The organism is Streptosporangium longisporum, from assembly GCF_039534895.1.
Lineage (GTDB): Bacteria > Actinomycetota > Actinomycetes > Streptosporangiales > Streptosporangiaceae > Streptosporangium > Streptosporangium longisporum.
The window spans coordinates 441,468-455,217 of sequence record NZ_BAAAWD010000019.1 but is presented as its reverse complement, the minus strand read 5'-3'; the positions used below and the strand labels follow the sequence as shown (position 1 = coordinate 455,217).

Below are 13,750 nucleotides of genomic sequence, written 5' to 3'. Positions count from 1 at the left end.
GCCACGGCGGGACCCCGGCGGTGCCGGGACGTCCGGGAGCGGCCGGCCCGCTCTCCCGGAACCCCGCATGCTTCAGCGCCTCTGGCGATTCGTACGGCCTTCATACGGTTTTTCAAAGACGTGGAGTGGACGGATGAGCGAGTCCGAGCAGTTCGTTTCTGGCACCTCCGGCGCGGCGGACGGCGGGCGGGTGGCGCCCTCGGCGTTCACGTTCCCCTCGGAGGACCTGACCGCCGAGCGCCGGCTCGCCTTCCTGGTCGAGCTCGTGCACGACCTGACGGTCGAGATCCTGCGCACCGTGCTGCCGTACGCCCCCGACACGATCGACCCGTACCAGGCGTTCCAGGAGCTGGGCTTCGACTCGCTGGCCGCGGTCGAGCTGCACGACCGGCTCGCCGAGCGGATGGGCGCGGAACTGCCGATGACCCTCGCCTTCGACCACCCCACCCCCGCCGCCGTGGCCGCCTACCTGTTCGAGGAGGTCCTCGGCCTGGCCGACGGCGAGACCTCCGAGGTACGCGCGATCGTCGGCTCCGACGAGCCGATCGCCATCGTCGGCATCGGCTGCCGCTACCCGGGCGGCATCGCCACCCCCGAGGAGCTGTGGCGGCTGGTCGCCGAGGGCGGCGAGACCGTCACCGGCTTCCCCGTCGACCGCGGATGGGACCTGGAGCGGCTGTTCGACGACGACCCGTCGGCGGCCAACACCAGCTACGCGCGCGTCGGGCACTTCCTGCACGACGCCGCCGAGTTCGACTCCGACTTCTTCGGGATCAACCCGCGTGAGGCCGTGGCGATGGACCCGCAGCAGCGGCTGCTGCTGGAGACCGCCTGGGAGGCGTTCGAGCGGGCCGGCATCGACCCGCGCTCGCTGCGCGGCAGCCAGACCGGCGTGTTCATCGGCGCCGAACCGCAGGACTACGGCCCCCGGCTCGACAAGGCGCCCGGCGAGGTCGAGGGGTACCTGGTCACCGGCAACGCCACCAGCGTGGTCTCCGGCCGGATCGCCTACACCTTCGGGCTGGAGGGGCCGACGCTCACCGTCGACACCGCCTGCTCGGCCTCGCTGGTCGCGATCCACCTGGCCTGCCAGTCCCTGCGCACCGGCGAGACCTCGCTGGCGCTGGCCGGTGGCGTGACCGTGATGTCCACCCCCGGCACCTACACCGCGTTCAGCCGCCAGCAGGTGATCGCCGCCGACGGCCGCTGCAAGGCGTTCTCCTCCTCCGCCAACGGCACCGGCTTCTCCGAGGGCGTCGGCGTCATCGTGGTCGAACGCCTGTCGGACGCGCTCCGCCAGGGACACCCCGTGCTGGCGGTCATCCGCGGCTCGGCGATCAACCAGGACGGCGCCAGCAGCGGCCTGACCGCGCCGAACGGCCCCTCGCAGGAACGGGTCATCCGCCAGGCCATGGCCAACGCCGGGCTCTCCAGCGGCGACGTCGACGTGGTCGAGGCGCACGGCACCGGCACCAAACTGGGCGACCCGATCGAGGCCCACGCCCTGCTGGCCACCTACGGCCGCGACCGGGGCGACGCCGCGCCGCTCCGGCTCGGCTCGATCAAGTCGAACATCGGGCACACCCAGGCGGCGGCCGGCTCCGCGGGTGTGATCAAGATGGTGATGGCGATGCGGCACGGCGTGCTGCCCAGGACCCTGCACGTGGACGAGCCGTCCCCGTACGTCAACTGGTCCATGGGAGAGGTCGAGCTGCTGACCGAGGACCTGCCGTGGGAGAAGCCCGGCGCCCCGCGCCGGGCCGCGGTGTCCTCGTTCGGCGTCAGCGGCACCAACGCGCACGTGATCCTGGAGGAGCCTCCGACGGCCGGCACCGCGGCCGTGGACGGTCCCGCGGACGACCTCGCGAGCACCGGGAGCGCCGGGAGCACTGAGAGCGCCGATGGTGTCGCGGAGGAGGCGCTTCGGCCCGTCGCGGTGCCGGTGCCGCTGTCGGCCAGGAACGGGCAGGCGCTGCGGGCGCAGGCGGCCCGCCTGGCCGCCCACCTCCAGGACCGCCGGGAGGCCGGGGAGGACCTCGACCCGGTCGACGTCGGCCACTCCCTGGTGACCACCCGGTCGCTGTGGGACCACCGCGCGGTCGTCGTCGCGGGCGACCGCGAGGAACTCCTCGCGGGCCTGGCCGCGCTGGCCGAGGGGGAGTCGGCGCCGAACGTGCTCGAGGGCGTCCCCTCCGCCCAGGAGCGCCCGGTCTTCGTCTTCCCCGGCCAGGGGTCCCAGTGGGCCGGGATGGCCGTGGAACTGCTCGACTCCTCGCCGGTCTTCGCGCGCAGCATGCGCGAGTGCGCCGCGGAGATCGAGACCCACGTGGACTGGAGCCTGCTCGACGCGCTGCGCGGCACGCCGGGCGCGCCCTCCCTGGACCGGCTGGAGGTCGTCCAGCCGGTGCTGTTCGCGGTGATGGTCTCCCTGGCCGAGCTGTGGAAGTCCCACGGCGTCCTGCCCGCCGCCGTCGTCGGCCACTCCCAGGGCGAGGTCGCGGCCGCCTACGTGGCCGGAGGACTGTCGCTGGCCGACGCGGTACGCGTGATCGTGCTGCGCAGCCGCCTGTTCGCCGAGACCCTGATCGGCAAGGGCGGGGTCGCCGCGGTCGCGCTGCCCGCCTCCGAGGTCGAGCGGCGTCTCGCCCGCTGGCACGGCAAGCTGTCCGTCGGCGGCAAGAACGGCCCCTTCTCCTCCACCGTGGTCGGCGACGCCGACGCCCTGGCCGAGCTGGTCGCCGGCTGCGAGGCCGAGGGCGTGCGCGCCCGCGTCGTGGCCTCCTCGGTCGCCTCGCACTGCGCGCAGGTCGACCCGCTGCGCGAGCGCCTGCTGGACATGCTCGCCCCGGTCACCCCCCGCAGCGGCGACATCCCGTTCTACTCGACCGTGACCGGCGGCCTGCTCGACACCGCCGAGCTGACCGCGGAGTACTGGTTCGGCAACGCCCGCTACCCCGTGGAGTTCCACCAGGTCGTCCAGACGCTGCTGGCCGAGGGACAGCGCGTGTTCCTGGAGTCCAGCCCGCACCCGGTGCTCGCGATGAGCGTCCAGGACGCGATCGACCAGGCCGGCCTGGAGGCCGTCGCGTTCGGTTCCCTGCGCCGCGGCGAGGGAGGCCCGCGCCGCTTCCTGACCTCGCTGGCCGAGGCCCACGTCCACGGCCTGCGCGTCGACTGGGAGCCGGCCTTCGCCCCGTACGGGCCGCGCCGGGTCGACCTGCCCACCTACGCCTTCCAGCACCGTCGCTTCTGGCTGGAGGCCGGCGCCTCCGGCGGCGACCTCACCTCGGTCGGTCTGAGTTCGGTGGATCATCCGTTGCTGGGTGCGGTGGTGGTGGTGGCCGATTCGCGGGGGGTGTTGTTCTCGGGGCGGTTGTCGCTGGGGTCGCATGGGTGGTTGGCCGATCATGTGGTGGGTGGCCGGGTGGTGGTGCCGGGGACGGCGTTGGTGGATGTGGTGGTGCGTGCGGGTGATGAGGTGGGGTGTGGGGTGGTGGAGGAGTTGACGTTGGAGGCTCCTTTGGTGGTGGAGGGTTCGGCTGGGGTGCGGGTGCAGGTGTCGGTGGGGGTGGCCGATGGGTCGGGTCGTCGTGCGGTGGCGGTGTACTCGTGCCCGGAGGGTTCGCTGGGCGTTCAGGAGTGGCGTCGTCATGCGTCGGGGTTCGTGAGTGCTGCCGCCGTGGACGGGGGGTTTGATCTGGTGCAGTGGCCTCCGGTGGGGGCGGTGGCGGTGTCGGTGGAGGGGTTGTATGAGGAGTTGGCGGCTGCGGGGTATGGGTATGGGCCGGCGTTTCGGGGGGTGCGGGCGGCGTGGCGGCGTGGGGGTGAGGTGTTTGCGGAGGTGGCGTTGGCTGATGGGGTTGCGGTGGGGGGGTTTGGGGTGCATCCGGCGTTGTTGGATGCGGCGTTGCATGTGGAGGGGTTGTTGGAGGGGGGTGTGGGTGAGGGGGTGAGTTTGCCGTTCGTGTGGTCGGGGGTGTGTGTGCATGCGTCGGGGGCCTCATCGGTGCGGGTGCGGTTGTGGTCGGAGGGTGTGGGTGCGGTGTCGTTGCAGGTGGCGGATTCGGCGGGTGCTCCGGTGGCCACGATCGGCTCCCTGATCTCCCGCCCGGTCACCACCGAGCAGCTCTCCGCCGCCCTCGCCTCCCACTCCGACGCGCTCTTCCGCGTGGAGTGGACCGCGCTGCCCGTGACGGAGACGTCCACCGCCACCGGGACCGCCCTGGTCGGGCCGGACACGCTGGGCCTGGCCGATGCGCTGCGCGGCGCGGGCGCGGACGTGACGGAGCACGCGGAACTCGCGGAGCTCGCGGGGCTGGCCGCGGCGGGCGAGGTCCCGGAGCTGGTGTTCGTCCCCTTTTCCGTATTCCCTGACGGGGCCACCGGGAACGCCGGAGGCGACCGGGTTCCGGGCGCGGTCCGGACGGCGGCGTACCGGGCGCTGGAGCTGGTCCAGCGGTGGCTGGCCGACGAGCGGTTCGCCTCGGCGCGCCTCGTCGTGGTCACCCGCGGCGCGGTCACGACCGGCCCCGGTGAGGACGTCCACGACCTGGCGAACGCCCCGGTGTGGGGCCTGCTCCGCTCGGCCCAGTCGGAGAACCCCGACCGCATCGTGCTGATCGACCTGGACGACCAGGCCGTGCCCGGCACCCTCCTGCGCGCCGCCGTGGACTCCGGTGAGCCCCAGCTCGCCCTGCGCTCCGGTACGGTGCTCGCCGCGCGCCTGGCGCGGGCGGCCACCGGTGGCGGTGCTCTGGTGCCGCCCGCGGGGACGGCGCACTGGCGGCTGGACGCGCCGGTCAAGGGGAGCCTGTCGGACCTGACACTGGTCGCCGCCCCCGAGGCCGGCCGGGAGCTGGGCTCGCGGGAGGTGCGGGTCTCCGTCCGCGCCGCCGGGCTCAACTTCCGCGACCTGGTCGTCACCCTGGGCATGGTCCCCGAGAACGACGAACCCATCGGCGGGGAGATCGCCGGCGTGGTGCTGGAGGTCGGCTCCGAGGTGGACGACCTCGCCCCCGGCGATCATGTGATGGGTCTGCTGGACGGGGCGTTCGGCCCGGTCGGGGTGACCGACCGGCGGCTGCTGGCCCCGATGCCCGAGGGCTGGACCTTCGAGCAGGCCGCCTCCGTACCGGTGGTCTACCTCACCGCCTACTACGGCCTCATCCGCCTGGGACGGCTGCAGGCCGGGGAGTCGGTGCTGGTGCACGCCGGTGCCGGTGGTGTGGGCATGGCAGCGATCCAGCTGGCGCACCACTTCGGCGCGCAGGTGTACGCGACCGCGTCGCCCGCCAAGTGGGAGGTGCTGCGCTCGCTGGGCGTTCCGGACGAGCGGATCGCCTCCTCGCGGGATCTGGACTTCGAGGGTTACTTCGCCGAGGCCAGTGGCGGGCACGGGGTGGACGTGGTGCTGAACTCGCTGGCGCGCGAGTTCGTGGACGCCTCCCTGCGGCTGCTGCCCCGCGGCGGCCGGTTCCTGGAGATCGGCAAGACCGACATCCGCGACGCCGCCGACGTCACCGCGGCGCACCCCGGCGTCGAGTACATCCTCTACTCCCTGATGGAGGCCGGATTCGACGGCCTGCGCGGCATGCTGGCGGAGGTGCTGGAGCTGTTCGGCCGTGGGGTGTTGCGGCCGTTGCCGGTGCGTTCGTGGGACGTGCGCCGGGCGCCGGAGGCGTTCCGGTTCCTGTCGCAGGCCCGGCATGTGGGCAAGGTCGTGTTGCGGATGCCGCAGACGTTCGGCCCCGGTGGCACGGTGCTGGTGACCGGCGCGGGAACGCTGGGCGCTTTGGTGGCGCGGCACCTGGTGCGGGTGCACGGGGTGCGGGACCTGGTGCTGAGCAGCCGTCGTGGCCGTGCGGCGGCCGGGATGGCGGAGCTGGAGGAGGAGCTGGGCGAGGCCGGTGCGCGGGTGCGGGTGGAGGCCTGTGACGTGGCCGACCGGCAGGCGCTGGCGCACCTGCTGGCGTCGATCCCGGCCGACCGCCCGCTGGCCGGGGTGGTGCACACCGCAGGCGTGCTGGACGACGGGATCGTCGAGACGTTGACGGCCGAGCGGGTGGGTGCGGTGTTGCGTCCCAAGGTGGACGCGGCCTGGAACCTGCACGAGCTGACCAAGGACATGGACCTGTCGGCGTTCGTCCTGTTCTCCTCGGCCGCGGGTGTCTTCGGCGACGCCGGGCAGGGCAACTACGCCGCCGCCAACACCTTCCTGGACGCGCTGGCCGCGCACCGCAGGGCCGGCGGCCTGCCCGCCGTCTCGGTCGCCTGGGGCTTCTGGAACCAGCGCAGCGACATGAGCGCCCACCTCAGCGACGCCGACCTGGCCCGGATGGAGCAGTCCGGCGCCCGCGGCCTGTCCTCGGAGGAGGGACTGGCGCTGTTCGACGCCGCCCGCACGGTGGACGAGGCACTGCTGGTGGCCGTCCACCTCGACCTGGCGGCGATGCGCACCGGCACCCCGCCGGCGCTGCTGCGCGGCCTGGTCCGTCCCCCGGTCCCCCGGTCCGCCGCGAGGCCGCGGCGGCGACCGCGGCCCCCGCGGACGGCGGCTCCCCGCTGCACCGGCAGCTCGCGGGCCTGTCCGAGGCCGAGCAGGACCGGGTGCTCGTCTCCATGGTCCGTACCCAGGCCGCCACCGTGCTCGGCCACGCCGACGCCGACGCGGTGCTGTCCGGCCGCGCCTTCAGGGAGCTGGGCTTCGACTCGCTCACCGCCATCGAGCTGCGCAACCGGCTCAACGCCGCCACCGGGCTGCGGCTGCCCGCCACCATCGTCTTCGACTACCCCACGCCCACGGTGCTGGCCGAGTACCTCAGGGGCAGGCTGCTCGGCGCCGGGCTCTCGCCCGCGACCGCGCAGCCGGCGCTCCCGGCCGCCGCGCCGGCCGGTGACGGTGACGGGGACGACCCCATCGTGATCGTCTCCATGAGCTGCCGCTACCCCGGCGGCATCGACTCGCCGGAGTCGCTGTGGCGGCTGCTGGCCGAGGGCGGGAGCGCCATCTCGGAGTTCCCCGTCAACCGAGGCTGGGACCTGGAGCGGCTCTTCGACCCCGACCCGTCCAAGCACGGCACCAGCTACGCCCGCGGCGGCGGCTTCATGCACGACGCGGGTGAGTTCGACGCCGACTTCTTCGGCATCTCGCCGCGCGAGGCCCTGGCCACCGACCCTCAGCAGCGCCTGCTGCTGGAGGCGTCCTGGGAGGTGCTGGAGCGCGCGGGCATCGCCCCCGGCACGCTCAGGGGCAGCTCGACCGGCGTGTTCGTCGGAGCGTCGAGCACCGGCTACGCCACCGGCCTGTCGACGCTGCCCGAGGGCGTCGAGGGCTACCTGCTCACGGGCAACTCCAGCTCGGTGATGTCCGGCCGCGTCGCCTACGTGCTCGGCCTCGAAGGACCCGCCGTCACGGTCGACACGGCCTGCTCGTCCTCCCTGGTGGCCCTCCACCTCGCCTGCGACTCCCTGCGCCGCGGGGAGAGCACCCTCGCGCTGGCCGGCGGCGTGACCGTGGTCTCCACGCCGGAGCTGTTCGTGGAGTTCAGCCGTCAGCGGGGCCTGGCCCCCGACAGTCGCTGCAAGGCCTTCGCCGACGCGGCCGACGGCACGGTGTTCTCCGAGGGCGTCGGCATGGTCGTCCTGGAGCGGCTCTCGGACGCCCGCCGCAACGGCCACCCCGTGCTCGCGGTGGTCCGGGGCAGCGCGGTCAACCAGGACGGCGCCAGCAACGGCCTGTCCGCGCCCAACGGCCCCTCCCAGCAGCGCGTCATCCGCCAGGCCCTGGTCAACTCCGGCCTCACCCCCGCCGACGTCGACGCGGTCGAGGGGCACGGGACGGGCACCACGCTGGGCGACCCGATCGAGGCCCAGGCGCTGCTCGCCACCTACGGCGAGGCGCGCCCGCAGGACCGGCCGCTCTGGCTGGGCACCGTCAAGTCGAACATCGGCCACACCCAGTGCGCCGCCGGCGTCGCGGGCATCATCAAGATGGTGCTCTCCATGCGCAACGGCATGCTGCCCAGGACGCTGCACGTGGACGCGCCCAGCTCGCACGTGGACTGGTCGGCCGGCGCGGTCTCGCTGCTGACCGAGCCGGTCGAGTGGCCGCAGAACGACCACCCGCGCCGCGCGGGGGTGTCGTCCTTCGGCATCAGCGGCACCAACGCGCACGTCATCATCGAGCAGGCCCCCGCTGACGTCCCGGAGTGGGCGTCCACCGGGACGGCCACGGGCGACGACACGGCCGCACGGGCCGGGACGGCCGCCGAGGCCGTACGCTCCGCGGTTCCGGCGACCGTCCTGGACGGCGTGCTCGTCACCGTGCCGGAGCAGGCACGGAACGGGCGGCACACCGACGGCGCCGACGGCGGCAACGGTGGCAACGGCGCCAACGGCGCGGGCGGCGACGGTGCGCACGCTCCGGAGACGGCACCCCTGCCGGCCGGGCTCACGCTGCCGGTGCCGGTGGTGGTGTCGGGCCGCGGCGAGGAGGGCGTACGGGCCCAGGCCGGCCGCCTGGCGGAGTTCCTGTCCACTCAGGACGCCGCAGGGCTGGTGGATGTGGGGTACTCGCTGGTGGTGACGCGGGCGGGGTTCGATCATCGTGGTGTGGTGGTGGGTGCGGATCGTGCGGGGGTGGTGGCGGGGTTGTCGGTGCTGGCCTCGGGCGGTGTGGGGGCCGGTGTGGTGCGTGGCCGGGTGGCCGAGGGTGGTGTTGCGCTGGTGTTCTCGGGTCAGGGCAGTCAGCGTGCGGGGATGGCGCTGGGGTTGTGCGCGGCGGTTGCGGGTTTTGAGGAGGAGTTGCGGGGGGTGTGTGCGGGGTTTGCGGGGTTGCTGGAGCGGCCCTTGGAGGAGGTTTTGTTCGCCGAGGCGGGCTCGCAGCTGGCGGGGTTGGTGGATCAGACGATGTACACCCAGGCGGCGTTGTTCGCGGTGGAGGTGGTGTTGTATCGGCTGCTTGCGCGGTGGGGGGTTGCGGCTGATTACGTGATGGGTCATTCCATCGGTGAGGTGGTCGCCGCGCATGTTGCGGGGGTGGTGTCGTTGCGGGATGGGTGTGTGCTGGTGGCGGGCCGGGGCCGGTTGATGCAGGCGCTGGCGGCGGGTGGGTCGATGGTCGCGTTGGGTGCTTCGCTGGAGCAGGTGCAGCAGGTGCTGGAGCAGATCGACCCCGACGGGGCGTCGGTGGGCGTCGCGGCGGTGAACGGCCCGTCGTCGGTGGTGGTCTCCGGTGTGGAGGCTGTGGTCGAGCAGGTGGTGAGCGTGCTGGTGGAGCGGGGGGTGCGGCGCAAGCGGCTGCGGGTCAGTCACGCGTTCCACTCGCCGTTGATGGAGCCGATGCTGCAGGACTTCCGCCGCGTCCTGGACGGCATCGCCTTCCAGCCTCCGACCGTTCCGGTGGTGTCGAACCTGACCGGCCGGGTGGCGGGGGAGGAGATGTTGTCGCCTGAGTACTGGGTGCGTCATGTGCGTCAGGCGGTGCGGTTCGCCGATGGGGTGGCGACGCTGCGCGAGGCCGGGGTGAGCACGTTCGTGGAGGTGGGTCCGGACGCGGTGCTGTCGGCGATGGGACAGGAATGCCTCCAGACCCCGCTCGCCCCGTCCGCAGGCAACGCTGTCACCCCCGAGGACGCGGTGTTCGTGCCGGTGCTGCGGCGCGACCGCGACGAGCCGGCCGAGCTGGTCACCGCGCTGGCCACCCTGCACACCAGGGGAGTCACGGTGGACTGGGAGACGTTCTTCACCGACGCCGCCCGGACCGGCCACGCGCCCGCGGCGAAGGCCAACGGCCACCCCAACGGAACCAACGGAACCAACGGGACCGGTGCGGCCGGGCCCCGCAGGATAGAACTGCCGACCTACGCCTTCCAGCACCGCCACTACTGGCTGCAGACCGACGGGCTCACCGGCGACGCGACCGGCTTCGGCCAGGTCCCCGCCGAGCACCCGCTCCTCGGCGCGGTGGTGACGCTGCCCGAGTCCGGCGGAGCCGTGCTGACCGGCCGCGTCTCGCTGAGCAGCCACCCCTGGCTGGCCGACCACACCATCCTGGACACGGTCATCGTGCCGGGTACGGCCTTCGTCGAGCTGGCCGTCCGCGCGGGCACCCAGGTCGGCTGCGCCGGCGTCGAGGAGCTCACCCTGGAGGCCCCGCTCGTCCTGCCGGGCAGGGACGCGGTCGCGCTGCAGGCCGTCATCGGCGGTGCCGACGACTCCGGACGCCGCCCGCTGTCGCTGTACTCCAGGAGCGGGGCGGACGACGAGCCCTGGACGCGGCACGCCACCGGCGTGCTGACGCCGTCCGCCGAGCCCGGTGACTTCGACCTGGCCGAATGGCCACCACCCGGTGCCCGGCCGATACCGGTGGACGGGCTCTACGACCGGCTGGCCTCCGAGGGGGCCGGCTACGGCCCGGCCTTCCAGGGACTGCGCGCCGCGTGGCGCCGGGACGACGAGGTGTTCGCCGAGGTCGTGCTGCCCGACGGCGTCGCCGGTGACGCCGCGCGCTTCGGCATCCACCCCGCCCTGCTGGACGCCGCGCTGCACGCCGTCGAACTCGGCGGGAGCACCGCGCCGCAGGGACAGGTCGAGTTGCCGTTCGCCTGGAACGGGGTCGCGCTGCACGCGACCGGCGCCTCGTCGGTGCGGGTACGGGTCCGGCGGAACGGCTCCGACGCCGCGTCGCTCCAGGTGGCCGACGGCACCGGTGCCCCGGTGGTCAGCATCGGCTCCCTGGTGATGCGCCCCGTCACCGGCGACCGGCTCGGCGCCGCCCGCGACACCCGCGGGGAGTCGCTGTTGCGGGTCGACTGGACGTCCGTGCCCGTCGTCGCCGACGGCGGCGTACCGGGTGGCGGGGGATGGCTCGTCCTCGGTGCCGAGGACGGCGAGCTGGGCCGGGCGCTGCGCTCGGCCGGGCTGGAGGTCCCCTTCGCCGCCGACCTCGCCGCGCTGCGCGCCATGCCCGCCCTGCCCGGGACGGTGCTGGTCGCCGCCCCCGCCGCCCCCGGCGAGCCGGACACCGGCCCGGCCGGCACCCCGCCCCGGGCGGCGTACGACGCGACGCTGCGCACCCTCGACCTGCTGGGCGCCTGGCTCGCCGACGAGGCCCTCGCCGGGACCAGGCTGGCGGTGGTGACCGAGGGCGCGGTCAGGACCGGCTCCGGCGACGGCCCGCCCGATCTCGTACAGGCACCCCTGTGGGGTCTGGTCCGCGCGGCGCAGGCGGAGAACCCCGGGCGGTTCCTGCTCGTCGACGTGGACGGCACCGACGACTCCCGGCGTGCCCTGCCCGCCGTGCTGAACACCGGTGAGCCCGAGCTGGCCCTGCGCGAGGGCACGGCCCTGGCGCCGCGCCTGGCGAAGGCCGCCTCGGCGGGCATGCTCGAACCGCCGTCCGGCACGCCGGCCTGGCGCCTGGAGGTGACCACGCCGGGCACGCTCGACAACCTCGCGCTGACGGCCTGCGACGCCGCCGAGCGTCCGCTGGAGCCGGGCCAGGTACGCCTGGCGGTCCGCGCGGGTGGCCTGAACTTCCGCGACGTCATGATCACCCTCGGCATGTACCCGGGCAGGGCCGACCTGGGCGCGGACGCCGCCGGGGTGGTCGTCGAGGTCGGGCCCGGAGTGCCGGGCCTGGCGCCCGGCGACCGCGTGATGGGACTCGTCGACGCCGGGTTCGGCCCCTACGCGGTGGTCGACCACCGGATGGTCGTGCCGATCCCGTCCGGCTGGACGTTCGCCGAGGCGGCCGCGGTGCCCGCCGTGTTCGCCACCGCCTACTACGGCCTGGTCGACCTGGCCGGGCTGCGCCAGGGCGAGTCGGTGCTCGTGCACGCCGCCGCGGGCGGTGTCGGCATGGCCGCCGTACAGCTCGCCGCCCACCTGGGCGCGGAGGTCTACGGCACGGTGAGCGACGGCAAGCGGGACGCGCTGCGGGCGCTCGGCGTCGCCGACGACCACATCGCCTCCTCCCGCGACCTGGGATTCTCGCGGCGCTTCCTGGAGGCCACCGGCGGGCGCGGCGTCGACGTCGTGCTCAACTCGCTGGCGGGGGAGTTCGTCGACGCCTCCCTGGACCTGCTGCCGCGCGGCGGCCGGTTCGCCGAGATGGGCAAGACCGACGTGCGCCAGGCCGGGCAGGTCGCGGCCGGGCACCCCGGCGTCTCCTACCACGCGTTCGACCTGTCCGACGCCGGTCCCGACCGGACCGCGGAGATCCTGGCCGAGCTGGTCCGGCTGTTCGAGCGGGGCGTGCTCGTCCCGCCGCCGGTCCGTACCTGGGACGTGCGCCAGGCCCCCGAGGCGTTCCGCTTCATGGCGCAGGCCAGGCACGTCGGCAAGCTCGTGCTCACCGTGCCCGTACCGCTCGACCCGGAGGGGACGGTGCTCGTCACCGGCGGCACCGGCGGGCTCGGCGCCCTCGTCGCGCGGCACCTCGTCACCGCCCACGGCGCCCGCCACCTCGTGCTGGCCGGGCGGCGCGGGCCGGACGCCCCGGGGACCGGGCCGCTCCGCGAGGAGCTGACCGCGGCCGGGGCCGAGGTCACCGTCGTCGCCTGCGACGTCGCCGACCGGGACGCGCTGGCCGCGCTGCTCGGGGACCTGCCCGGGGGGCGCCCGCTCACCGCGGTCGTGCACACGGCCGGTGTCGTGGCCGACGGCGTCGTCGGCTCCCTCACCCCCGGCCAGGTCGACAGCGTCTGGCGGCCCAAGCCCGACGCCGCCTGGCACCTGCACGAGCTCACCCGCGACCTCGACCTGTCGGCGTTCGTGCTGTTCTCCTCCTCGGCCGGCACGCTCGACGGCGGCGGCCAGGGCAACTACGCGGCAGCCAACGCCTTCCTGGACGCGCTGGCCGCCCGCCGCAGGTCCGCGGGCCTGCCCGCGGTGTCCCTCGCCTGGGGCATGTGGGCGCCCGAGGTGGGCGGCATGACGGCCCAGCTGGGCGAGACCGACCTGCGCAGGCTGCGCCGGTCCGGCCTGCTGCCGCTGACGGCCGAGGCCGGGCTGGAGCTGTTCGACGCCTCCCTCGGTCTCGGTGAGGCCGCGCTGGTGCCGATCAGGCTGGACCTGGCGGCGCTGCGCTCCCGGGACGACGCGCCACCGGCGATGCTCCGCGGGCTGGTCACCGTCACGACCCGGCGGGCGGCCCGCGACGCCGCCCCGGCCCCGGCCGAGCGCTCGCTGCAGGAGCGGCTGCAGGCACTGTCGCCCGGCGGGCGCGACCGGCTGCTGACCGACCTGGTCCGCACCCACGTCGCCGCGGTCCTCGGTCACGCCGACGAGGACGCGGTGGACCCGCTCCGGCCGTTCAAGGAGCTGGGCTTCGACTCGCTGACCGCCGTCGAGCTGCGCAACCGGCTCGGCGCCGCCACCGGGGTACGGCTGCCGGCGACCCTCATCTTCGACTACCCGACCCTGGCCTCGGTCGCCGAGCACATCAGGGGCGAGCTGGTCACCGAGGAGCCGGCCGCGGCGACGCTGGAGGCGGAGCTGGCCAGGCTGGAGCGGGCGATGGAGAGCGTCGCGCCCGATCCGGCCGAGCACGAGAGGATAACCGGCCGCCTGCGCGCCCTCACCTCCCGGTGGATCGAGACGCACCGGGGAGAGACGCCGGGGACCGGCGGGCCCGAGCTCGGATCGGCGACCGCCGACGAGCTGTTCGACATCCTCGACAGCGAACTGTGACGGCTTTCGGCCGGGACTGGGCCCCTCGTACCCGGTACGAGGGGCTCCTTCTCGGGAA

The 13,750-nt window shown here is 74.4% G+C and carries 1 protein-coding gene and 2 pseudogenes; all 3 read left to right on the top strand.

Annotated elements, in window-relative coordinates:
• Positions 1–67: 67 nt before the first annotated feature.
• Positions 68–1,606, top strand: a pseudogene (locus ABD832_RS42380) (acyl carrier protein); the annotation flags it as partial.
• Between the two features lie 12 nt (positions 1,607–1,618).
• Positions 1,619–6,274, top strand: a pseudogene (locus ABD832_RS33805) (SDR family NAD(P)-dependent oxidoreductase); the annotation flags it as partial.
• A 332-nt stretch (positions 6,275–6,606) separates the two neighbouring features.
• Positions 6,607–13,692 carry an SDR family NAD(P)-dependent oxidoreductase gene (locus ABD832_RS33800; RefSeq protein WP_344903779.1) on the top strand — a complete coding sequence of 2,362 codons (7,086 nt, stop codon included), beginning with the start codon at positions 6,607–6,609 and terminating at the stop codon, positions 13,690–13,692.
• The last annotated feature ends 58 nt before the right edge of the window (positions 13,693–13,750 follow it).